General features: G+C 64.1%; 24 protein-coding genes and 1 other RNA gene. 21 read left to right on the top strand and 4 right to left on the bottom strand.

All coding sequences use genetic code 11. The annotated features are described in order from the left end of the window. Window positions 1–71: 71 nt before the first annotated feature. The 3 genes from G471_RS0101655 (at window position 72) to G471_RS0101665 (ending at window position 2,538) form a co-directional block, all read left to right on the top strand. A complete protein-coding gene (locus G471_RS0101655) occupies window positions 72–578 on the top strand; it encodes a DUF2059 domain-containing protein (RefSeq protein WP_028993783.1) in 507 nt (168 codons plus the stop codon). Between the two features lie 7 nt (window positions 579–585). Continuing rightward, a complete protein-coding gene (locus G471_RS0101660; protein WP_028993784.1) occupies window positions 586–1,449 on the top strand; it encodes a LysR substrate-binding domain-containing protein in 864 nt (287 codons plus the stop codon). Between the two features lie 174 nt (window positions 1,450–1,623). After that, complete coding sequence (locus tag G471_RS0101665) at window positions 1,624–2,538, top strand: branched-chain amino acid transaminase (protein WP_088177942.1); 915 nt, start codon at window positions 1,624–1,626, stop codon at window positions 2,536–2,538. Between the two features lie 4 nt (window positions 2,539–2,542). Here G471_RS0101665 and G471_RS0101670 read toward each other — a convergent pair whose 3' ends face one another. Next, window positions 2,543–3,499: a LysR family transcriptional regulator gene (locus G471_RS0101670; protein WP_245580481.1), complete on the bottom strand. Its 957-nt coding sequence runs from the start codon at window positions 3,497–3,499 to the stop codon at window positions 2,543–2,545. Window positions 3,500–3,527: 28 nt separating this feature from the next. Here G471_RS0101670 and G471_RS0101675 point away from each other — a divergent pair, with 28 nt between their 5' ends. The 7 genes from G471_RS0101675 (at window position 3,528) to G471_RS0101705 (ending at window position 11,098) form a co-directional block, all read left to right on the top strand. Next, entirely contained in the window at window positions 3,528–4,715 is a 1,188-nt protein-coding gene (locus tag G471_RS0101675; protein WP_245580482.1) for an MFS transporter, read from the top strand. 10 nt (window positions 4,716–4,725) lie between these two features. After that, window positions 4,726–5,604, top strand: a complete 879-nt coding sequence (locus tag G471_RS0101680) for a DMT family transporter (RefSeq protein ID WP_028993788.1) — start codon at window positions 4,726–4,728, stop codon at window positions 5,602–5,604. A gap of 24 nt (window positions 5,605–5,628) precedes the next feature. After that, window positions 5,629–6,018: a PTS sugar transporter subunit IIA gene (locus G471_RS0101685; RefSeq protein ID WP_028993789.1), complete on the top strand. Its 390-nt coding sequence runs from the start codon at window positions 5,629–5,631 to the stop codon at window positions 6,016–6,018. Window positions 6,019–6,021: 3 nt separating this feature from the next. After that, window positions 6,022–6,291, top strand: coding sequence for an HPr family phosphocarrier protein (locus G471_RS0101690; protein WP_028993790.1), 270 nt, complete (start codon window positions 6,022–6,024; stop codon window positions 6,289–6,291). Window positions 6,292–6,296: 5 nt separating this feature from the next. Further along, complete coding sequence (ptsP, locus tag G471_RS0101695; RefSeq protein WP_028993791.1) at window positions 6,297–8,042, top strand: phosphoenolpyruvate--protein phosphotransferase; 1,746 nt, start codon at window positions 6,297–6,299, stop codon at window positions 8,040–8,042. 102 nt (window positions 8,043–8,144) lie between these two features. Further along, complete coding sequence (locus G471_RS0101700) at window positions 8,145–10,445, top strand: TonB-dependent receptor (protein ID WP_028993792.1); 2,301 nt, start codon at window positions 8,145–8,147, stop codon at window positions 10,443–10,445. Window positions 10,446–10,513: 68 nt separating this feature from the next. After that, entirely contained in the window at window positions 10,514–11,098 is a 585-nt protein-coding gene (locus G471_RS0101705; RefSeq protein ID WP_028993793.1) for a Crp/Fnr family transcriptional regulator, read from the top strand. Window positions 11,099–11,115: 17 nt separating this feature from the next. On the opposite strand, the gene ssrA is transcribed toward G471_RS0101705, so the two are convergent. The 3 genes from ssrA to G471_RS0101715 form a co-directional block, all read right to left on the bottom strand. After that, window positions 11,116–11,446: a transfer-messenger RNA gene (ssrA, locus tag G471_RS18560) on the bottom strand. A gap of 8 nt (window positions 11,447–11,454) precedes the next feature. After that, a complete protein-coding gene (locus G471_RS0101710) occupies window positions 11,455–12,051 on the bottom strand; it encodes a riboflavin synthase (RefSeq protein ID WP_028993794.1) in 597 nt (198 codons plus the stop codon). Window positions 12,052–12,111: 60 nt separating this feature from the next. Continuing rightward, entirely contained in the window at window positions 12,112–13,821 is a 1,710-nt protein-coding gene (locus G471_RS0101715) for a response regulator (RefSeq protein WP_028993795.1), read from the bottom strand. Between the two features lie 140 nt (window positions 13,822–13,961). Between G471_RS0101715 and mnmG the strand changes: the two genes are divergently transcribed. The 11 genes from mnmG (at window position 13,962) to atpG (ending at window position 23,172) form a co-directional block, all read left to right on the top strand. After that, the gene (gene mnmG, locus G471_RS0101720; RefSeq protein ID WP_028993796.1) at window positions 13,962–15,848 is read left to right on the top strand and encodes a tRNA uridine-5-carboxymethylaminomethyl(34) synthesis enzyme MnmG; all 1,887 of its coding nucleotides are present in this window, start codon (window positions 13,962–13,964) and stop codon (window positions 15,846–15,848) included. After that, on the top strand, window positions 15,845–16,462 hold the full coding sequence (rsmG, locus tag G471_RS0101725; RefSeq protein ID WP_028993797.1) for a 16S rRNA (guanine(527)-N(7))-methyltransferase RsmG: 618 nt from the start codon (window positions 15,845–15,847) through the stop codon (window positions 16,460–16,462). Before mnmG ends, rsmG begins: the two co-directional genes overlap by 4 nt. Beyond that, window positions 16,459–17,220, top strand: coding sequence for a ParA family protein (locus G471_RS0101730; protein WP_028993798.1), 762 nt, complete (start codon window positions 16,459–16,461; stop codon window positions 17,218–17,220). Before rsmG ends, G471_RS0101730 begins: the two co-directional genes overlap by 4 nt. Then, a complete protein-coding gene (locus G471_RS0101735; RefSeq protein ID WP_028993799.1) occupies window positions 17,217–18,068 on the top strand; it encodes a ParB/RepB/Spo0J family partition protein in 852 nt (283 codons plus the stop codon). The genes G471_RS0101730 and G471_RS0101735 overlap by 4 nt, the downstream gene beginning before the upstream one ends. 117 nt (window positions 18,069–18,185) lie before the next feature. Further along, window positions 18,186–18,524: an ATP synthase subunit I gene (locus G471_RS0101740; RefSeq protein WP_028993800.1), complete on the top strand. Its 339-nt coding sequence runs from the start codon at window positions 18,186–18,188 to the stop codon at window positions 18,522–18,524. A gap of 1 nt (window position 18,525) precedes the next feature. Further along, window positions 18,526–19,353: a F0F1 ATP synthase subunit A gene (gene atpB / locus G471_RS0101745; RefSeq protein ID WP_028993801.1), complete on the top strand. Its 828-nt coding sequence runs from the start codon at window positions 18,526–18,528 to the stop codon at window positions 19,351–19,353. Between the two features lie 92 nt (window positions 19,354–19,445). After that, window positions 19,446–19,694 (top strand): F0F1 ATP synthase subunit C, encoded by a 249-nt coding sequence (gene atpE / locus G471_RS0101750; RefSeq protein WP_028993802.1) that lies wholly within the window; start codon window positions 19,446–19,448, stop codon window positions 19,692–19,694. A gap of 41 nt (window positions 19,695–19,735) precedes the next feature. Further along, window positions 19,736–20,206, top strand: coding sequence for a F0F1 ATP synthase subunit B (locus tag G471_RS0101755; RefSeq protein ID WP_028993803.1), 471 nt, complete (start codon window positions 19,736–19,738; stop codon window positions 20,204–20,206). 5 nt (window positions 20,207–20,211) lie between these two features. Next, complete coding sequence (locus G471_RS0101760; RefSeq protein ID WP_028993804.1) at window positions 20,212–20,745, top strand: F0F1 ATP synthase subunit delta; 534 nt, start codon at window positions 20,212–20,214, stop codon at window positions 20,743–20,745. 9 nt (window positions 20,746–20,754) lie between these two features. After that, on the top strand, window positions 20,755–22,293 hold the full coding sequence (atpA, locus tag G471_RS0101765) for a F0F1 ATP synthase subunit alpha (protein ID WP_028993805.1): 1,539 nt from the start codon (window positions 20,755–20,757) through the stop codon (window positions 22,291–22,293). Window positions 22,294–22,308: 15 nt separating this feature from the next. Next, the gene (gene atpG, locus G471_RS0101770; protein WP_028993806.1) at window positions 22,309–23,172 is read left to right on the top strand and encodes a F0F1 ATP synthase subunit gamma; all 864 of its coding nucleotides are present in this window, start codon (window positions 22,309–22,311) and stop codon (window positions 23,170–23,172) included. Window positions 23,173–23,207 lie beyond the last annotated feature (35 nt).

Below are 23,207 nucleotides of genomic sequence, written 5' to 3' on the forward strand. Positions count from 1 at the left end.
TTTCGCCCCCTTGGGCAATCGGCCGCAATACAATGGCGAACCAATCCTTCGTCATAGTCTGTGAGAATCCGATGACCCGACTCCGCCTGCTGATCACCGTCCTGCTTCTTTCCGCCACTGCTGCCGGCGCCGCCGAACCAGCCAGCGAAGCCTCGATCCGGGCGCTGCTCTCGGTCACCCAGGCGCGCCAGCTGGTCGACAGCATGAACGGCCAGCTCGAGGAATCGATGAACGCCGGCGTCCGCATGGCGCTCGGCGAGCGCAAGCCGACGCCGAAGCAGCAGCAGGCGATCGACAACATGAAAAAGAAGATGCTCGTGGTGATGCGCGACGAACTCGCCTGGGAGCGGATGGAGCCACTGTACATCCGCATCTACCGCGACTCGCTGAGCGAGGACGAAGTCGCCGGCATGCTCGATTTCTACCGCACGCCGGCCGGCCAGGCGCTGATCCGCAAGATGCCGGTGATGATGCAGAAGATCACGCCGGAAATTCAGGGCCTGATGGCCTCGGCGATGCCGAAGATGCAGCAGGTCCAGCGCGAATTCATGGCCGAGATGAAGGCCGCGGGCGAATGATCCGGCAATGAACGACCTGCCGCCGCTGCATACGCTGCCCGCCTTCGAGGCAGCGGCCCGCCTGGGCAGTTTCCTGGCGGCGGCGCAGGCGCTGCACCTGACACCGTCGGCGATCAGCCACCGCATCCGGTTGCTTGAGGAACACCTTGGCCAGGCCTTGTTCGAACGCCGCCACCGAACGGTCACGCTGACGCCGGCCGGCCGGCGCTACCTGGTCGTCGTCCGCGATGCGCTGCTGCGCCTGGACGAAGCCAGCGCCCAGCTCCGTGCGCCGCAGCAGGAACGCCTGCGCATCTCGGCGGCACCGGCGCTCGGCAGCCGCTGGCTGGTGGCGCGCGTTGCCGCCTACCAGGCGCAACACCCCAATCTGGAATTCACCTTGTCCACGGCTACCGGCCTGGGTCCGCTGCTCGCCGGCGAGGCCGATATCGGGCTGCGCTACGGCGAAGAGGAATGGCCCGGCCTGCTGGCCTGGAAGCTGTTCGAGGAGCGCATTTTCCCGGTGTGCAGCCCGGCACTGGCGGCCAACCTGAAGCAACCGGCCGATCTCGACCACTGCCGCCTGCTGCGCCACCCGCTGCTGTCCTGGCAGCGCTGGTTCGCCGCCGCCGGGCTGAAGCGCAACGAGCCGACGCATGGACCGCGTTACGAAGATGCGCTGCTGATGCTCGAAGGCGCTGCTGCCGGCCATGGCGTGGCCTTGATGGCCGGCAGCCTGGCCGCGCCCTACCTGAGCGACGGACGGCTGTGCCAGCCGTTTGCCACGGCCTGCCCGGACCGCAGCTTTTATGTGGTGGCGCCGCCGGCCATCCAGGAACGCCCGGCGGCGATGGCTTTCATCCGCTGGCTGGTGCGCGAGGCACACGACTGAATTCAGTTCACTCGTAAAGCAATTAATTCGTTTGAATTCACCTTTTGGTGATTGCATCCTGCATGCACCGCCTTCCTCCGCCACGCCCCGCCTACCCGGCACCGGCCGCCCGGACTCCGTTGCGCCCACCCCCGCGCTCTTCGAACGACTGCCCCATATTCGAGGAACATCATCATGCAAGACAAGGACGGATTCATCTGGCTTGACGGCCACTGGTTGCCCTGGCGCGACGCCAAGGTGCACGTACTCACCCACACCCTGCATTACGGCTACGGCTGCTTCGAGGGCCTGCGCGCCTACGCGACGCCGACCGGCCCGGCGATCTTCCGGCTGGCCGAGCATCTCAAACGGCTCGAGGAATCGGCACACATCCTGTCCATCGACCTGCCGTTCGACCGGGCGACGCTGGCCGCCGCCTGCCGCGAGGCGGTGACGCGCAACGGCCTCAACAGCGGCTACATCCGGCCGCTGCTCTTTCTCGGCGCCGAGAAGATCGGCGTCGATCCGGCCGGCGCCGCGACCCACGCCGTGGTCGCCGCCTGGGACTGGGGCGCCTACCTCGGCCAGTCGGCGCTGGACAACGGCATCCGCGTGCGCGTCTCGTCGTATGCGCGGCACCATCCGAACGTACAGATGTGCCGGGCCAAGGCCATTTCGATGTACGCCAACTCCATCCTCGCCGTGCGCGAAGCGCGCCGCGACGGTTACGACGAGGCGCTGCTGCTCGACACCGAGGGCTACGTCGCCGAAGGTGCCAGCGAGAACCTTTTCCTGGTCCGCGACGGCGAGCTGCTGCAGCCGGAAACCACCTCGGCGCTCGACGGCATCACCCGCCGCACGGTGTGCACGCTGGCCGGCGAACTCGGCCTGCCGGTGCGCAGCAAGCGCATCACCCGCGACGAACTGTACTGCGCCGACGAGGTTTTCCTGACCGGCACCGCCGCCGAAATCACGCCGGTGATCGAGGTCGACCGCCGGAAGATCGGCAGCGGCCGGCCCGGTCCGCTGACCCGCCAGTTGCAGCAGGCCTTTTTCGCCTGCGTGCGCGGCGAGGATGCGCGCCACGCCGACTGGCTGACGCCGGCCTGAGGCCTCAGCCGCCGCCCATCGTCGCCAGATGGTCGAACAGCGCGCGCGCGGCCGGACTGAGCGCGGCGCGTTCGCGGACGCACAGGTGAAGGTCGCGCGGCGCCCAGGCGTCGGCGATCTCCACCGTCTTCAGGCGTTCGTCGGCGGCGACCGACGAGCGCGGCACCATGCCGATGCCGACCCCGGCGCCAACCATGCGGCAGACGGCGGCGAAGCTGCGCACCTGGATGCGCACGTCGAGCCGGCCGCCGAGGCGTGCCGCGTGGTTCATCATGAAGGTGTGGATGGCGCTGCCGGCGTGCAGGCAGACGAAGGCTTCGTTGAGCACGTCGGCGAAGGCGATTTCCCGCTGGCCGGCCAGTGGATGCTCGGCGGCGACGATCAGCACCAGGCGGTCGCGCCGGTAGGGCGTGACGGCCAGCCCGCCGAAATCGCCCTCGGCGGCAACGACGCCGATATCGACCTGGCCGGCGGCAACTGCGCCGACGATGGCCGGGCTCGGCTGTTCTTCCAGGCTGACACGGATTTGCGGATGCTCGCGCAGGAAGTCGCCGAGGTCTTCGGGCAGGAAGCAGTTGATCGCATTGGTGTTGGCGAACACCGTGACCTGGGCGTTCAGCCCGCTGGCGTAGGGGGCGAGGTCGGCGTGCATCTGTTCGAGCTGGGCGAACACCTGGCGGGCGTGACGGAGCAGCGATTCGCCGGCGACGGTCGGCGTCAGGCCGCGCGCATGGCGTTCGAAGAGGGCCACGCCGAGGCTGGCTTCGAGCTGGCTCAGCCGATGGCTGGCCGACGACGGAGCGAGGTGCACACGCTCGGCGGCACGGGTCAGGGCGCCGCTGTCGGCAATCGCGGCAACGAGCCGCAAGTCGGGAAGGTCGTAGTGCAAGGTTTCGTCCTGATCGAATGCTTGCTTGCGATAATACCAATTGCCAGCGGCAGCGCCAGGGCGTTCAATCACTGCCACGCCCCTGGTTACGGAAACCGCCTTGTTCGCTCGCCGCTTCTCCCTCACGCACGATGCCCGCATCACCCTGGCCCTGTCGCTGGCCGGCTTCGCCTGTTTCATGCTGCTTTACGGCACGCAACCGCTGCTGCCGCAGCTGACTGCCGCCTTCGCCGTGACGCCGGGGCAGGCCAGCCTGAGCGTGACCGCCGGCACCGGTCTGGTGGCGCTGCTGCTGATTCCGCTGAGCCTGATCGCCGACCGCTACGGGCGCGAGCAACTGATCCGCGTCGGCCTGCTCGGCGCCGGGCTGTTCTCGCTGGCGTCGGCCTGGGCGCCGGATTTCTGGCTGCTGGTGCTGGCCCGCGCCGGGCTGGGCATTTGCGTTGCCGGCGTGCCGGCGGCGGCGATGGCCTACCTCGGCGAGGAATTGCCGGCCGGCGAGCGGGCGCGGGCCATGGGCCTGTACATCGGCGCCAATGCGCTCGGCGGCATGGCCGGCCGACTGGTCGCCGCGACCGTCAGCGACTGGTGTGGCTCCTGGCATGTCGGCCTGAGCGCGGTCAGCCTGATCGGCCTGCTGGGGGCGCTGGTGTGCTGGCGCCTGCTGCTGCCGGCGCGCAATTTCGAACCGCGTTCGCTGCAAATTGGCCCGCTATTCGCCGACATTCGCCGCATTTACGCCGACCCTGGCCTGCCCTGGCTGTTCTGCACGGCTTTCGTCGGCATGGGAACGCTGGTCGGTCTCTACAACTTCCTGCCCTTCCTGCTCAGCCAGGCGCCGTACGAACTGTCGCCCAGCCTGATCGGCAGCGTTTTCCTGCTCTACGCGGTCGGCAGCTATTCGTCGGCCTGGGCCGGGCGGCAGGTGGCGCGCCACGGCCGGCCGCGCATCATGCTGGCGATGGCGGTGCTGATGACCGCCGGCATCGCCATCACGCTGGCGCCGCCGCTGTGGCTGATCATCGCCGGCCTGGCGCTGTACACCTTCGGCTTCTTTGCCGTGCATACGGTCGCCAGCGCCTGGGTCGGCCATCGCGCCGGGGCGCGGCGCGGATTTGTCTCGGCGCTTTACCTGTCGAGCTACTACCTCGGCGGCAGCGTGATCGGGTCGGCCACCGGCTGGGCCTGGAGCCATGCCGGCTGGCCCGGCGTGATCGCCGCCATGCTCGGCTGCGCGCTGGCCGTCTGCGGCCTCGCGCTGATCCTGCGGCGCCTGCCGGCCGACTGAAGGCGCCGACATGAATACCCTTTCCGGCGGGCTCGGCCTCGCCCTGATCGCGGCACTCGGCTTTTCGCTGAAGGCGATTTTCATCAAGCTCGCCTATCCCTACGGCGTCGATGCGATCACCCTGCTGATGCTGCGCATGGCTTTCGCGCTGCCGGTCTTCCTGTGGGTCGGTCTGCGCCGGCAGCAGGACGGCGCGGCGCTGAGCGGCGGCGACTGGCTGCGCGTGATCGCCCTCGGCTGCCTCGGCTATTACGGCGCCAGCATCCTCGATTTCTGGGGTTTGCAGTACATTTCGGCCGGCCTGGAGCGGTTGATCCTGTTCACCTACCCGACGCTGACCCTGCTCATCGGCGTGCTTTTCCAGGGCAAGGCCTTCACCCGCCGCGAGTTGCTGGCGCTGGTGCTGTGCTACACCGGCATCGGCGCCGCCTTCATCCACGACCTGGGCCTGGGCGATGCGCGCGACGTGCTGGTCGGCGGCGCGCTGGTGTTCGCTTCCAGCGTCGCTTATGCGATCTACCTGTCGGGCAGCGGGCCGATGATCGCCCGGCTCGGCGCGATGCGTTTTTCGGCGCTGGCGATGCTGGTGTCGACGGCCGTCACCTTGCTGCATTTCGGCCTGAGCGAACCGCTCACCGCCATCGTGCAGCCGCTGCCGGTCTATGGCTGGAGCCTGGCGATGGCGGTGTTTTCGACGGTCATCCCGGTGTTCGCGCTCGGCGCGGCGATCCGCCGCCTGGGGCCGGAACGGACCTCGCTGTACGGCATGGTCGGGCCGATGCTGACCATCGGTTTCGGCTGGTGGCTGCTCGACGAACCGGTGTCGCTGGCGCAACTGGGCGGCGCCGTGCTGGTCGTCGCCGGCATTCTCGTGGTCAGCCGAAAGTAGCGCTCGCAGGTTAGAATCCTGCGCATGATCGGCATCTTCCTGATTACCCACGGCTGCTACGGCGAGACCCTCGTCCAGAATGCCTGCCATGTACTCAACCGGCGTCCGGCCGGCTTGGTGCAGCTTGGCGTTGCGCCGCAGGACGATCCGCTCGACCTGTTGCCGGGGGCCCGGGCGCTGTGCGCCTCGGTGGACAACGGTAACGGGGTGCTGTTGCTGACCGACCTGTACGGGGCGACGCCGGCCAATCTGGCGATGAAACTGCGCGAGCGCGGCCGTATTGCCGGGCTGACCGGGGTCAATCTGCCGATGCTGCTGTCGGCGCTGACGCACCGTGACAAGGACCTCAAAACCGTGCTGACCCATGCCCGCGATGCCGGCCGGAGCGGCATTCTCAACCTGCAGGACCACTGACCCATGCTCACCCGGGAAACCCAGATCATCAACAAGCTCGGCCTCCACGCCCGCGCCTCCGCCAAACTCACCCAGCTCGCCGGCAAGTTCGCGTGCGAGGTGTGGATGAGCAAGGGCAGCCGCCGAATCAACGCCAAGAGCATCATGGGCGTGATGATGCTGGCGGCCGGCAAGGGTTCGACGGTGACCATCGAGACCGACGGCAAGGACGAAAGCGAAGCCATGGACGCCTTGCTGGCATTGATCGCCGACTATTTCGGCGAAGGAGAATAAGGCCCATGAGCTTTACCCTGCACGGACTGGGCGTTTCCGCCGGCATCGCCATCGGCAGGGCAATGCTGATGTCGCATGCGACGCTGGAAGTGTCGCACCTGACGCTGGCCCCACGGCTGGTGGAGAAGGAAATCGCCCGTTTCGATGCAGCCATCGCCGCAGTCAAGAGCGAACTGCTGACGATGAAGGAAAATACCGAGCACGCCCCGGCGGAGCTCTCGGCCTTCATCGACATCCACACGATGTTCCTCGAAGACACCGAACTGGTCGAAAAACCACGCGAGATCATCCGCGAACGCCGCTGCAACGCCGAATGGGCGCTGGTCCAGCAGATGGAACACCTGGTCGGGCAGTTCGAGCAGTTCGACGATCCCTACCTGCGCGAACGCAAGTACGACGTGATTCAGGTCGTCGAGCGGGTGATCAAGGAATTGCTCGGCCATCCGGGCAAGGCTTCGCTGAAGGCGGCCAAGCACACCAAGGAAGAATCGCTGATCGTCGTCGCCCACGACCTCTCGCCGGCCGACACCATCGCCTTCAAGGATCACCGCTTCGCGTCCTTCATCACCGATGTCGGCGGCGCCACCTCGCACACGGCGATCCTTGCCCGCAGCATGGCGATTCCAGCCGTGCTCGGCCTGGAGAACGGGCGCGCGCTGATCCGCGACGGCGAACAGTTGATCGTCGACGGCATGCGCGGCGTCGTCATCGTCAATCCCGACCCGCGCGTGCTCGAGGAATACCGGCTACGCATGGAGCAGATCGAGCTGGAGAAGAACCAGCTCAAGCGCCTGAAGACCTCGCGTACGGTCTCGCTCGACGGCATCGACATCGCACTCCACGCCAACATCGAACTGCCGGGCGACGTTCCCGACGCGCTCGAAGGCGGCGCCGAAGGCATCGGCCTGTTCCGCACCGAATTCCTCTTCCTCAACCGCGGCGACATGCCCGACGAGCAGGAACAGTTCGAGGCCTACAAGAAGGTGGTCAAGGGCATGGCCGGGCGACCGGTGACCATCCGCACCTTCGACCTCGGCGCCGACAAGGACCTGCATCCGGAAGGCACGGCCGGCGACCGGGTCAAGACCAATCCGGCACTCGGTCGCCGGGCGATTCGCCTGTCATTGTCCGAGCCGAAGATGTTCCAGACGCAGTTGCGCGCCATCCTGCGCGCCTCGCGCTACGGACCGATCAAGCTGCTGATCCCGATGCTCGCCCACGCGCACGAGATCGACCAGACCCTGGCCGCCGTCGAGCAGGCCAAGTCCAGCCTGCGCGGCGAGAAGATTCCCTTCGACGAGAACACCCAGGTCGGCGGCATGATCGAGATTCCGGCGGCGGCGCTGGCGGTCGGGATCTTCCTGCGCCGGCTCGACTTCCTGTCGATCGGCACCAACGACCTGATCCAGTACACGCTGGCCATCGACCGCGCCGACGAGCAGGTCGCCAGCCTCTACGACCCGCTGCATCCGGCGGTGCTGATGCTGCTCGCACACACCATCTCGAATGCCGAAAAGGCCGGCATCCCGGTCTCGGTCTGCGGCGAAACCGCCGGCGACCCGAAACTGACCCGCCTGCTGCTTGGCATGGGGCTGCGCATCTTCTCGATGCATCCGTCGCAGATCCTCAAGGTCAAGAACCGCATCCTCAAGAGCGACGTTTCGGAAATCGCCCCCAACGTGCGCAAGATGCTGCGCCTGGACGAACCGGCCAAACTGCGCGAAGCGCTGGAAAAGCTCAACGCTTCCTGAACCCGCCGGCACTGGGGGTGCGACGATTTGTCACATTCCCGGAACAGGCACCATTGCCGACAATCCGCCCTTTCGTAATCAATAAAAAACGAAGGGGTATTCATGGATCACCGCATCCGGCCGCTGGCGCTCGCCATGGCGCTGGCCTTTGCCATTCCCGCCCAGGCCCAGGACAGTGCAGCCATGGCGGAAATCGTCGTCAGCGCCGAGCGCGACCAGACTGCCGGCAGCACCACCCAGCTGGAAGGCGACAAACTGCGCCGCCAGGGTGCGCGCAGCAGCGACGTTGCCGGCCTGCTCCAGGATGTCCCCGGGGTCAGTTTCTACGGCGCCGGTGCCGTCTCCAGCCTGCCGGCCATCCACGGCCTGGCCGACGACCGGCTGCGGATCAAGATCGACGGCATGGACCTGATCGCCAGCTGCCCCAACCACATGAACCCGGCGCTGTCCTACCTCGACCCCAGCCAGGTCGGCACACTCACCGTCTATGCCGGGATCAGCCCGGTCAGCCAGGGGGGTGACAGCATCGGTGGCAGCATCGTCGCCGAAACCCGCGCGCCGGAATTCGCCGCCCCCGGCGAACGCCTATTCAAGGGCGAAGTCGGCGCCTTCTACCGCAGCAATAACGATGCGCGTGGCGCCAACGCCAGCGCCACCGCTGCCACCGAAAACATCAGCCTGAGCTATACCGGCGCCTACAGCGAAGCCAACAACTACAGCGCCGGCCGCAACTTCAAGAATTACACCGCCACCGGCCGCGCCGGCGAACGGATGTCGCGCGACGAAGTCGGCTCGACCGCTTACCAGACCGGCAACCACATCCTCGGTATGGCGATGAAGAACGCCAATCACCTGTTCGAGGTGAAACTCGGCTACCAGGACATGCCGGAACAGCTTTACCCGAACCAGCGCATGGACCTGCTCGACAACGAACAGAAGCGCATCAACCTGCGCTGGCTGGGCGAATACGACTGGGGCAAGCTGGAAGCCCGGGCCTATCACGAGACCGTCGACCATTTCATGGATTTCGGCCGGGACAAGCGCTGGTGGTATGGCAACGATTCTCGGACGCCGCCACTAACCGCTCCCGCCACGATTGATCCGGTCGCTTGCGGCGCGATCTCTGGCTCCTGCGCCCAAGGCATGCCGATGTACACCGCAAGCCGGACCACCGGCGCGAGTCTGAAAGCCGATGTCAAACTGAGCGACCAGGATCTGCTGCGGGTCGGTAGCGAGTTCCAGCGCTATCGCCTCGACGACTGGTGGCCGGCCTCCGGCAGCGGCATGTGGCCGGGCACCTTCGAAAACATCAACAACGGCGAGCGCGACCGCCAGGCCCTGTTCGGCGAGTGGGAAAGCCGGGCCAGCGCCAACTGGATGACACTGCTCGGCCTGCGCTATGAACGCGTGACCATGGACGCTGGCGATGTCGCCGGCTACGCCAACCCGGGCGGCATGGGTAGCAACCAGGGCCGCGATGCCAACCTGTTCAACGCCCGCGACCGCTCGCGCAGCGACAACAACTGGAACCTGACCGCACTCGCCCGCTACACCGCGCACGCCGGTCTGGACATCGAATTCGGCTTCGCCCGCAAGACGCGTTCGCCCAGCCTGTACGAAGCCTACCCCTGGTCGACCTGGCAGATGGCTGCCCTGATGAACAATTTCGTCGGCGACGGCAATGGCTACGTCGGCAACCCCGACCTGAAGCCGGAGAAAGCGCACAAACTCTCGGCCACCTTCGACTGGCACGACGCCGACCGCAGCCGCGAGTTGAAGCTGACGCCGTACTACACCCACGTCACCGACTACATTGATGCCGTGCAATGGGATGCCACTGCCAATGCCCCCCGGGCGGTCCCGTTGCGCGACCAATTCACGGTGCTGCGTTACGCCAATCACTCGGCCCGCCTGTATGGCTTCGACCTGTCCGGCAAGATGCCGCTGGCACAATCCGGCATCGGCGCACTCGGCCTGAACGGGATGCTCAGCTACACCCGCGGCAAGAACCGCAAAACCGGCGACGACCTGTACAACATCATGCCGCTGAACGCCAAACTGACGCTGACGCAAAAGACCGGCGCCTGGGACAATGCCCTGGAAGTGATCGGCGTGGCCGGGAAAAACAAGGTCTCGGATGCCCGCAACGAAATGAAGACGTCGGGCTACAGCCTGGTCAACCTGCGCTTCAGCCATGCCTGGAAGCAGGTCCGCTTCGATTTCGGCGTCGAGAACCTGTTCGACCGCTATTACGAAATGCCGCTGGGCGGGGCCTACCTGGGTCAAGGGACGACGATGTCGGCCTCTGCCAACAATGTACCGAACGGCGTCGTCCCGCTGTGGGGCACCCCGGTTCCGGGCATGGGCCGTTCGCTGTATGCCGGCATCAACGTCAAGTTCTGATCCGGCCGCCTGAAGGCAGCCCCGGTCGTCGGCGACCGGGGCTTTTTGCGTTTGCAGAGGAGGGGACAATGGCTTTTTTCACGATCGATCGCAAGGCGACTGAGCAGCCCGTCCGGCGGCGGCAGCTGGCCTGCGGCGAGCGCCTACATCAGGCCGGCGAGGAAGGCCTGGCCTGGCGACTGCAACGCGGCGTGCTGCGCCTGGACAGCCAGCAGCCCGGCGGCGAACGCTTTGCCAGCCTGGCGATTGGCGGCGACATCGTCGGCTGCGAAACACTGTTGTTCGGGGTGTACACCTTCTCGGCCAGCGCCTTGACCGATTGCGAACTCAGCCCCTGGCCCGAAGGCGACCAGGCACTGGCCGGCGAATCGCTGCTCGCCTCGCTCGCCCGCGCCCAGCAGCGGGCCGCCGAGATCGTTGCCCTGCGCGGCGGTCAGGCGGTCGACCGGGTGCTCGGCCTGGTCCGCCTGCTGGCCGGCCAGGATGGCGGCGTGGTGCTGCCGACGCGACAGGCCATCGCCGACATCACCGACCTGCGCTTCGAGACCATCTCGCGCATCGTCAAACAGCTTGAACGCAGCGGCATCCTGGTGCCGGAACGGATTGCCGGCGTCCACGCGACGCGCAGCTTCCGCTACGTGGCCGATCACTGAAAAAGGGAATCCGGAATTGACGACGGGGACCGAAGTCCCCGCCGGCTATCTTTGGTAACAAGGCTCTAGCAGCCCCGGCTAACCGTTTTTAGGCGGCAATAGCGAATTGCTCATCATTGGCAATTATGGATTTGCTTCATTAACGTCGATCGCCTGACGAGTTGCCTGCGCACCTTTGCCCGCCCTGTCGAAACCAGTACACCCCCAACCAAACGCACTGCAGCCAATGCCCTTGGGTGGAGGTGAGGGGAATCGAACCCCTGTCCAGAACGCCTCCAGATTGCTGGAATTACAACCATGGAAACCATTATGGGGGCAGGGGGGCGGTTTTTCAACCGCCGTTCGTCGGCTGGCGCTCAGGCCTCGCGCTCGGCAGCCAGCAGACGCTCGCAGTAGCGGGCGATCAGGTCGACTTCGAGATTGACCTTGCTGCCCGGCTGCAGACGGTTCAGCGTGGTGTTTTCCAGCGTGTGCGGGATCAGGTTGATGGTGAAGTCGGTGCCCTTGACCTCGTTGGTCGTCAGGCTGGTACCGTCGACGACGATAGAACCCTTGCGCGCGATGAACTTGGCAATTTCCTTCGGCGCACGGATTTCCAGCAGGCGGTTGTCGCCGACCGGGTCGAAACGCAGGACTTCGCCGACGCCGTCGACATGGCCGGAAACCAGGTGACCGCCGATCACGTCGTTGAGGCGCAGGGCCTTTTCCAGGTTGACCGGCCCCGGGGCATCGAGTCCGACGGTGCAGGACAAGGTCTCGGGCGACACGTCGACCTGGAAGGCACTGCCTTCCCTGCCGACCACGGTCAGACAGACGCCGTTGTGGGCAATCGAGTCGCCGAGGGCGACATCGTCGATGTTGAGGCGGCCGGCTTCGACCGTCAGGCGGTAACCGACTTCGCGCGGCGTGAGTTTGGTGATGCGGCCAACCGCCGCGACAATTCCAGAGAACATGGCAGGATCCGGGGTGGGAAAAATGGCGACTTTATCACGCCAGCCAGGCCAATCCCCTGACTAGAGTGTGGTTTCGATACCGTATTTTTTCGCCACGGTGACGTAGAGCTGGCGTGCCGAGACCACCTTCGGACTTTTGCGGTCCTTGCGCTGCGCCCGCTGCAGGTAGTCGAAAGCCCGTTCGGCGAGCGTGGGACTCCAGCCCTTCTGGTCCATCAGGGTATAGATGGCCTTGGCCGCATTGACCAGGAATTGCAGATTGGGCACCTGGTCGGCAGCCTGCATCAGGAGGTGTACCGAGCCTTCGAAATCGCCGGCGCGCGCCGCCATGACGCCCTTGTTGTTGAGCTCGACGATCTCGCGACCGACCTGTTCGAGCAGCGCCTTGCCGGCATCCGGACGGCCGGTCTTGGCGAAGACATCGGTGATGTGACCGATCAGGTGGGTGTCTTCGTGGTTTTCGGCAGCGACCTGGCGCATGATTTTTTCCGCGTCCGCCGGCTTGCCGGTCGCATAGCAGGCGTGCGCCAGATCGATGGCCAAGCGCTGTGAAACGCCGCGGCCCTTGCTGTGGCTTTCGGCTTCGACCTCGCCCTGCAGCGACAAGGCGTGATCGACCAGTTGCTTGGCCTTCTCCGGGGCACCCTCGGCTTCCAGGCAGAGGCTTTCGCTGACCAGGGCAGCCAGTTCGGCCTGCTTGTCGCCGCGCAGTTCGCGCTTCATCTCGGCCGTCACCTTGCGCGATGCCTCGACATCGCCGCGTTCGACCAGAACCCGCGACAGGTTGGCGAAATCGTCCACGGTGCGCAGACTGGAGCCCTTGCTGCGGGCAATGACCTTGCTGTAGGCCTTCTCCGCCGCCAGCAGATCCTTGTTGCGGGCGGCCACATCGCCGACCAAGCGTTGCCGCACGGTATTGTGCGGCGACACATCGGCGGCACGCTGCAGTACAGTCTGGGCTTCCTTCAGCTTGCCCTGGGCTTCGTGCACCGAGGCCAGGAAGTCGTAAGTCGAGAGAAAATCCGGCGCTTCCTGCAAGACCTGCTCGGCCAGTTGCTCGGCTTCGTCGAGCGCGTTGCGGTCGCGCAGCGCGGTGGCCAGGCCCATCTTTGCCCAGGGCGCGATGCGTCCTTCGAGCACACGCCGGTAAACGGCTTCGGCCTCGCCAGTCTGGCCCAGTTGATGCAGCAACTCCCCCTTGAAGCGCAGGGCGTCGTACTGATACATCGGTTGTTGCTGGATGACCCGGTCGCAGGCGGCGATGGCCTCGTGCAATTCGCCGCGCTCGATCTGCTCGTAGATCTTGCGCAATACATGTTTCTTGTAGATCGACCGCACCAGCCGCGCCTGCAACTGCTCCGAGGTAAACGGCTTGATCAGGTAGTCGTCCGGCGACAATTCGGCCAGCGCCACCACGTTGGTGTAGCTGCGCTCGCTGGTAATGATCATGTACACCGTTGCCAGCGGAATCAGGTGGGCATGGCGCAGTTCCTCGAGCAACTGCTGGCCGTCACGGCCGTCATCGAGCACGAAATCGGACAGGATGATGTCGAAGCGGTTGCCCTTGACCTGGCGGATCACCTCGGCCGAACTGCCCGCACCGTGCACCGCGGTGACGCCGAGCGCACCGAGCATCAGGCGCAGCGAATCGCGTGCCGGCGAGTGCCGGTCGACGATCAGGACGCGCTTTTTGGTCAGCGACTGCTGCAGGACAAGGAGCATCTCCTCATCGTCAAGCGCGCCAAGGCTGTTGCCTGCTGGTGTGTTCATTTCGGCAAATTACTTGAGTTCATCATGCAGGGCAAGACGCGCCCGAGGCCTTCCGCCTGTTGCCGGGCTAAGCCTGTGATTTTTCAGCAAGCTGACGTAAAATCGCCGGTCCCATACTGCGCCGCAACATTCCCATTCCGATGCTCTACCCCACCCGTTTCGATGTCATCGTTGTCGGCGGCGGCCATGCCGGCACCGAAGCTGCGCTCGCCGCAGCCCGGTCGGGGGCGAACACGCTGCTGCTGACGCATAACCTCGACACGCTCGGGGCGATGAGCTGCAACCCGTCGATCGGCGGCATCGGCAAGGGCCATCTGGTACGCGAAGTCGATGCCCTGGGCGGCGCGATGGCGGCAGCGACCGACGAGTCCGGCATCCAGTTCCGCATCCTCAATGCCTCGAAGGGTCCGGCCGTCCGCGCCACCCGCGCCCAGGCCGACCGCGTGCTGTACAAGCAGGCGATCCGCACGCGCCTGGAAAACCAGCCGAACCTGACCATCTTCGCCCAGGCCTGCGATGACCTCATCGTCGAAGGCGACAAGGTCTGCGGCGCCGTCACCCAACTGGGCATCCGCTTCCTGGCCGAGGCCGTCGTGCTCACCGCCGGCACCTTCCTCAACGGCAAGATCCACGTCGGCCTGGAAAACTACACCGGCGGGCGCATGGGCGATCCGCCATCGGTGTCGCTGGCCGCGCGTCTGAAAGAATTGAACCTGCCGCAAGGCCGCCTGAAGACCGGCACGCCGCCGCGCCTGGACGGCAAGACCATCGACTTCACAGTGATGGAAGAGCAGCACTCGGACGATCCGCTGCCGGTGTTTTCCTTCCTCGGCAACGCGGCGCAGCACCCGCAGCAGTTGCCGTGCTGGATCACCGAGACCAACGAGAAGACGCACGACATCATCCGCAGCGGGCTGGACCGCTCGCCGATGTACACCGGCGTCATCGAGGGCGTCGGCCCGCGTTATTGCCCGTCGATCGAGGACAAGATCCACCGCTTCGCCGACAAGACCCAGCACAACGTCTTCCTCGAACCGGAAGGCCTGACCACGCACGAGATTTACCCGAACGGCGTGTCCACCAGCCTGCCTTTCGACATCCAGCTGGCGCTGGTGCGCTCGATCCGCGGCATGGAGAACGTGCATATCCTGCGCCCCGGCTACGCCATCGAATACGACTTCTACGACCCGCGCGGCCTCAAGGACACGCTGGAAACCAAGGCCATCAACGGCCTCTTCTTCGCCGGCCAGATCAACGGCACCACCGGCTACGAGGAAGCGGCAGCGCAGGGCTTGTTGGCCGGCATCAACGCGGTGAATTACGTGCGTGGCCGCGACGGCTGGTGCCCGAAGCGCAATGAGGCCTACCTTGGCGTACTGGTCGACGACCTGATCACGCGCGGCGTCTCCGACCCCTACCGGATGTTCACCAGCCGAGCCGAATACCGGCTGAGCCTGCGCGAGGACAACGCCGACCTTCGCCTGACCGAACAGGGCCGGACGCTCGGCCTGGTCGACGATGCGCGCTGGGACGCCTTCTGCCGCAAACGTGACGCCATCGCCGCCGAACAGGAGCGCTTGAAGGCGACCTGGGTCAATCCCAAGATCGTTCCGGCCGAGGACAGCATCCGCGTGCTCGGCAAGGCCATCGAGCATGAATACAATCTGTTCGACCTGCTGCGCCGTCCGGAAGTCACTTACGCCAGCCTGCTGACCCTGCCCGGCGCCGGTGAGGGGCAGAGCAACCCGCAGGTCGTCGAGCAACTCGAGATTTCCGCCAAATACCAGGGCTACATCGACCGCCAGGCCGAGGAAGTCGCCAAATCGGCCAGCTACGAGAACACGCCACTGCCGGCCGATCTCGACTACTCGACGGTGGCCGGCCTGTCGAACGAAGTGAAGCAGAAGCTCAAGCTGCATCAGCCGCAGACCATCGGCCAGGCCTCGCGGATCCAGGGCGTGACGCCGGCGGCGATCTCGCTGCTGCTGATCCACCTGAAACGTTTCAAGCTGTCGCAAGCCGCATGAGCACGATCACCCTCGCCAGCGGCCTGGCTGAACTCGGCCTCGACCTGCCCGACACCACCCAGCAGCAACTGCTCGCCTTCCGCGACCTGCTGCTCAAGTGGAACAAGACCTACAACCTGACCGCGCTACGCGATCCGGAACAAGCGATCTCGCATCATCTGCTCGATTCGCTGGCCATCCTGCCGCACGTCGGCGACGGGGCGCTGCTCGACGTCGGTTCCGGCGGCGGCCTGCCGGGCATCCCGCTGGCCATCGCCCGGCCGCAACTGTCGGTGCGCATGGTCGATACCGTGCAGAAGAAGGCGACCTTCCTGCAGCAGGCAGCGATCCAGCTCGGGCTGAAGAACGTCGCCGTCGACCACGCCCGGGTCGAGGAATTGACCGGCCAGTATGCCCAGATCAGTTCGCGCGCCTTCGCCGAACTCAAGCTTTTCGTCGAACTGACGCGTCATCTGCTGGCCCCCGGCGGCCGCTGGCTGGCCATGAAGGGCGTCCGCCCGGACGACGAAATCGCTGCGCTGCCGGCGGACATCGTCGTTGACCAGGTGATCCGCCTGCACGTACCCGGCCTCGACGCCGAAAGACATCTCATCCTCCTGAAAGCGGGCTCATGAAAGTACTCGCCATCACCAACCAGAAGGGCGGCGTCGGCAAGACGACCACCGCCGTCAACCTCGCCGCCTCGCTCGGTGCCGAAGGTCAACGCGTGCTGCTGATCGACATGGATCCGCAGGGCAACGCGACCACCGGTGCCGGCATCACCAAGAAGGAAGCGCTGCCGACCGTCTATCAGTTGCTGATCGGCGCCGCCTCCCTGGTCGAGGTCTGCATCAAGACCGAGTTCGGATTCGACGTGCTGCCGGCCAACCGCGAACTGGCCGGCGCCGAAGTCGAACTGATCGAGCTCGACCGCCGCGAATACCGGCTCAAGGAAGCGCTGGCGCAGAATCACGACGAGTACGATTTCGTCCTCATCGATTGCCCGCCGGCACTCAACATGCTGACCGTCAATGCGCTGGTCGCTGCCGATTCGGTGCTGATCCCGATGCAGTGCGAGTACTACGCACTCGAAGGCCTGTCCGACCTCGTCGAGACGCTGCGCAAGGTGCGTCACCACCTGAATTCGCGGCTCGAGGTCGAAGGCCTGCTGCGGACCATGTACAACGGCCAGAGCACGCTCACCCAGCAGGTCTCGAACGAGCTCGAGAGCCACTTCGGCGACAAGGTCTACAAGACCATCGTGCCGCGTAACGTCCGCCTGGCCGAAGCGCCGTCGTACGGCAAGCCGGTCATCGCCTTTGACAAAAATTCGAAGGGTGCGCTGGCCTACAGCGCACTCGCCCAGGAAATTCTCGAAAGGGTCGCCAAATGATCAAGATGAAGGGACTCGGCCGCGGCCTCGACGCGCTGCTCGCCGGCAGCGATGCCAAACCCGAAGACGAACTGCGCAATCTGCCGGTGGACCGCCTCAAGCCCGGCAAATACCAGCCGCGCACGCAGATGGACCCGGCGTCGCTGGCCGAGCTGGCCAGCTCGATCAAGGCCCAGGGCGTGATGCAGCCGATCCTGGTGCGCGCCGTCGACAAGACGCCGGGCGCCGAGCGCTACGAGATCGTCGCCGGTGAACGCCGCTGGCGCGCCGCCCAGCAGGCCGGCCTGAGCGAAGTGCCGGTGCTGGTGCGCAGCATTCCCGACGAGCAGGCGCTGGCGATGGCGCTGATCGAGAACATCCAGCGCGAGAATCTCAACCCGCTCGAAGAAGCCCAGGGCCTGCAGCGCCTGATCGACGAATTCGGCCTGACCCACCAGCAGGCCGCCGACGCCGTCGGCCGTTCGCGCCCGGCCGCGTCCAACCTGCTGCGCCTGCTGCAACTGGCCGCGCCGGTGCAGGAACTGCTGATGACCGGCAAGCTCGACATGGGCCACGCCCGCGCGCTGCTGCCGCTGCCCGGCGCCCAGCAGGTCGCGGTGGCCCAGCGCATCGTCCAGAAGGGTTTGTCGGTGCGCGAAGCCGAACGCCTGGTCCAGCAAATCGTCAATCCGCCGAAGCAGACTGCCGCGCCGCCGGTCGACCGTGACCTCCTGCGTCTGCAGGAAGAAATTTCCGATGCCGTCGGTGCCGCCGTCGCCATTCGCAGCAACAAGAAGGGAGCCGGCAAGATCACCATCGAATTTGGCGACCTCGAGCAACTCGAAGGCATCCTCGGACGGCTTCGTTAAGCGGTTTTGGCGGGATGCTGCATTGCGGTAAACCCTTAATTTTCATTGACGGTAATTTTTGAAGTCTTGTATCATTTAGGTCTGTGTGGCACAGCCGGCTAAGGATTGCATGACACCATGTTGAGAGCGATATATCTGCAACTTGGTGCAGCATTGATAACAGCAGTTCTGGCCGGTGTGATCGTGGGTACGCGGGGGCTTGTTTCAGTTGGGTTTGCGGCAGTGGCCGCGATACTGCCCAACTTGTTCTTTGCCGTCCGGCTGACGATGTTGAAAAACCGCCCCGGGGCATCCTACGCGGCAAATTTCTTCATCGGTGAGTTCCTCAAGATTGCGGCCACCATCGGAATTCTGGCAATCGCCATCAAGGGGTATCCCGAGATGCACTGGCCGAGCTTGCTGATCGGCCTGGCGATTGTCCTGCATGCAGGTTTTTTAGCTTTTTGGAAGAGATAACATGGCCGCAGGTAGCGCAGCACCGACATCTGGCGAGTACATCGTCCACCACTTGACCCACCTCAACACCACTGGTCACGCGCAAAAAGCCGTCGTAGACTGGTCCGTGCTCAACATCGACACGCTGTTTTACTCCGTCGTGCTCGGTCTGGCCACCATCTTCATTCTCTGGCTGGCCGCCCGCAAGGCCACTTCCGGTGTTCCTGGCCGCTTCCAGGCTGCGATTGAAATCCTGGTCGACATGGTTTCCGAGCAGGCCAAGGGCATCGTGCACAGCGCCGAATCGCGCAAGTTCGTCTCGCCGCTGGCGCTGACGGTCTTCGTCTGGATCTTCTTCATGAACGCCATGGACTTGGTGCCGGTCGATCTGCTGCCGCGTATCGGTGAAATGTTCGGCATCCACTACCAGCGCGTGGTCGCCACCGCCGATCTGAACGCCGCACTGGGCATGTCGATCGGCGTGCTGCTGATCTGCATCTACTACAACATCAAGATCAAGGGCATCGGCGGCTGGATTCATGAGCTCTTCACCGCCCCGTTCGGTAGCCATCCGCTGCTCTATCCGGTCAATTTCGTCATGCAGATGATCGAATTCGTCGCCAAGACCGTTTCCCACGGCATGCGACTGTTCGGCAACATGTACGCCGGCGAACTGGTATTCATGCTGATCGCGCTGCTCGGCGGCACCGCCACCGTCTTCGGTTTCGTCGGTCACGTCATTGCCGGTTCGATCTGGGCCATCTTCCACATCATGATCATCACGCTGCAAGCCTTCATCTTCATGATGCTGACGCTGGTCTATGTCGGTCAGGCCCACGAAGCGCACTAAGCAGTACCGTTTTTGCAGTACCCAACAGATTTAACGTAGTAACCCTGTTTTCGCTTTACCTTTTCATTACTTAAACTTAGCAAGGAGTTGTCATGGAACACGTTCTCGGTTTTGTTGCTCTGGCTGCCGGCCTGATCATTGGTCTGGGTGCTATCGGTGCCTGTATCGGTATCGGCCTCATGGGCGGCAAATACATTGAAGCATCGGCTCGCCAGCCGGAGCTGATGAACGCCCTGCAGACCAAGATGTTCCTGCTGGCCGGTCTGATCGATGCCGCCTTCCTGATCGGCGTCGGTATCGCCATGATGTTTGCCTTCGCCAACCCGTTCCAACTGGTTTAATTGATCCTCTTCGATCAACCCTTTAGAAGAGGACTAGAACCGTGAATCTGAACGCAACGTTGTTTGCACAGCTCGTTGTGTTCTTCATTCTGGCGTGGTTCACGATGCAATTCGTGTGGCCGCCCATTGTGAAGGCGCTCGACGAGCGTGCGAAGAAGATCGCGGATGGTCTGGCTGCTGCTGAACGCGGCAAGCAAGATCTCGAACTGGCCACCAAGCGCTCCACGGATGCCCTCCGTGAAGGCAAGGAAAAGGCTGCTGAACTGATCGCCAACGCTGAAAAGCGCGGCGCCCAACTGATCGAGGAAGCCAAGGCTAACGCCAAGGCCGAAGCCGACCGCATCGTCGCCGGTGCCAAGGCTGAAATCGAACAGGAGGCCGTCCGTGCCAAGGAACAGCTTCGCGAACAGGTCGCTGCCCTGGTGGTCACCGGCGCCGAGCAAATTCTGCGCCGCGAGATCAATGCACAGGCTCATTCCGACATTCTGGCCACGATCAAACAGGATCTGTAAAGCTTATGGCTGAATCCGTCACCATCGCTCGCCCCTACGCCGACGCCGCTTTCAAGCTGGCCAAGGAAAGCGGGGCCCAGGGCATCTGGTCGCAGCGCCTGCAAAGGCTGGCGCTGATCGCCCAGGACGGGGACATGGCTCAGGTCATGGGCAATCCCCGGCTCTCCGCTGAACAGATAGCAGAATTGTTCATTTCGTTGTCCGACGACAACGACCCGATTCTCGCCAATTTCGTTCGTACCCTCGCAGAAAACCGGCGTCTCGCACTCCTGCCGGAGATTTCCCGGCTTTTCGATCTGGCCCGCAGCCAGGAAGAAGGGGTCCAGGAGGCGGTGGTGTACTCCGCATTCCCGATTGACGATGCTCAGGTCGCTGCTCTGCTGCAGCAACTGGAACCCCGTTTCGGAACCCGCCTGACCGCCCGCGTCGAAATCGACGCGAGTCTGATCGGTGGTGTGCGGGTCACCGTCGGTGACCAGATGCTGGATGCTTCAGTCCGCGGCAAACTCGACGCGATGGCCGTGGCACTGAACAACTAGGAGATTTTCATGCAGTTGAATCCTTCCGAAATTTCTGAACTGATCAAGAGCAAGATCCAGAACCTGCAAGGCGCATCGGAAGTGCGTACGCAGGGCACCGTGGTTTCCGTCACTGACGGTATCTGCCGCGTGCATGGCTTGCAGGACGTCATGCAAGGTGAAATGCTGGAGTTCCCCGGCAACACCATCGGCATGGCACTCAACCTCGAGCGCGACTCCGTCGGCGCCGTTATCCTGGGCGAATACGAGCACATCTCCGAAGGCGACGTCGTCAAGACGACCGGTCGCATTCTGGAAGTGCCGGTTGGTCCGGAACTGCTTGGCCGCGTGGTCAACACCCTCGGTCAGCCGATCGACGGCAAGGGCCCGATCAACGCCAAGGAAACCGACAAGCTGGAAAAGGTCGCCCCGGGCGTCATCTGGCGTAAGTCCGTTTCGCAGCCGGTGCAGACCGGTCTGAAGTGCGTCGACTCGATGGTTCCGGTTGGCCGTGGCCAGCGCGAACTGATCATCGGCGACCGCCAGACCGGCAAGACCGCCGTTGCTGTCGATGCGATCATCAACCAGAAGGGCAAGAACCTGTTCTGCGTTTATGTCGCCGTCGGCCAGAAGGCTTCCACCATCGCCAACGTCGTTCGCAAGCTCGAAGAGCACGGCGCCATGGAATACACAATCGTCGTTGCTGCTTCCGCTTCGGAATCGGCCGCACTGCAGTACCTGGCACCGTACGCCGGCTGCACGATGGGCGAATACTTCCGTGACCGTGGTCAAGACGCACTGATCGTTTATGACGATCTGACCAAGCAGGCCTGGGGCTACCGTCAGGTTTCCCTGCTGCTGCGCCGTCCGCCGGGCCGCGAAGCCTATCCGGGCGACGTCTTCTATCTCCACTCCCGCCTGCTGGAACGCGCTGCCCGCGTCTCCGAAGAATGGGTCGAGAAGTTCACCAACGGCGAAGTCAAGGGCAAGAGCGGTTCGCTGACCGCCCTGCCGGTGATCGAAACCCAGGCTGGTGACGTTTCCGCTTTCGTTCCGACCAACGTGATCTCCATCACCGACGGTCAGATCTTCCTGGAAACCGACCTCTTCAACGCCGGTATCCGTCCCGCGATCAACGCCGGTATCTCGGTGTCCCGCGTCGGTGGCGCTGCCCAGACCAAGCTGATCAAGAAGCTCGGCGGCGGTGTCCGTCTGGCCCTGGCCCAGTACCGCGAACTGGCTGCCTTCGCGCAGTTTGCTTCCGATCTGGACGAAGCCACCCGCAAGCAGCTCGAGCGCGGCCGTCTGGTGACCGAACTGATGAAGCAGCCGCAGTACGCTCCGATGAGCATCTCCGAAATGGCCGTCACGCTGTACGCAGCTGACAAGGGCTACTTCGATGATGTCGAAGTCAAGCGCGCACTCGAATGCGAAAAGGCCATGATCAGCTACCTCAAGTCGAACCACGCCGAAGTCATGAACACCATGGAATCGTCGGCCGACCTGAGCGGTGATACCGAAAAGGCACTGGCTGCCGGCATCCAGGCTTTCAAGAGCACCTGGGCCTGATCTTAGGAGAACGCCATGCCTAGCGGCAAGGAAATTCGCAACAAGATCAAGAGCGTAGAAAACACGCGCAAGATCACCAAGGCCATGGAGATGGTGGCCGCATCCAAAATGCGCAAGGCGCAGGACCGGATGCGGGCTGCCCGCCCCTATGGCGAGAAGATCCGGCGTGTGGCCAGCAACCTGTCGCACGCGCTGACCGAGTACAAGCATCCGTTCCTCGAAAAGCGCGAGCAGAAGGCCATTGGTATCGTCCTCGTCACTTCCGACAAGGGCCTCTGCGGTGGTCTGAACTCCAACGTCCTGCGCCTGGTTCTGGGCAAGATGAAGGAACTCGACAGCCAGAAGATCAATTTCCAGGCGACCTGTATTGGTAACAAGGGTCTGGGTTTCATGCAGCGCGCCGGTGCGAAGGTTGTCTCGCACGTCATCGCGCTGGGTGACACCCCGCACCTGGAAAAGCTGATCGGCCCGCTCAAGATCCAGCTCGACGCCTACATGAAGGGCGAAATCGACGCGCTGTACATCGGCTACACCCGCTTCATCAACACGATGAAGCAGGAACCGGTTTTCGAAAAGCTGCTCCCGCTGGCTGACGACGTCGTCAAGACCGATCATCAGCCGGGTTGGGACTATGTCTACGAGCCGGAAGCCCAGCCAGTTATCGACGATCTGTTGATCCGCTATGTCGAAGCTTTGATTTATCAGGCCGTGGCTGAAAACATGGCCTCCGAGCAATCTGCCCGGATGGTCGCCATGAAGTCTGCTTCCGATAACGCCAAGAACGTCATCGGTGAATTGAAGCTGGTCTATAACAAGGCCCGTCAGGCCGCGATTACCAAGGAACTCTCGGAAATCGTCAGCGGCGCCGCCGCAGTCTGACGCAAGCGCGAAGCTTTTAATTATTGGGGATTTGA

Origin of the sequence: Azonexus hydrophilus DSM 23864, from assembly GCF_000429605.1 — a bacterium.
GTDB classification, from domain to species: Bacteria; Pseudomonadota; Gammaproteobacteria; order Burkholderiales; family Rhodocyclaceae; genus Azonexus; species Azonexus hydrophilus.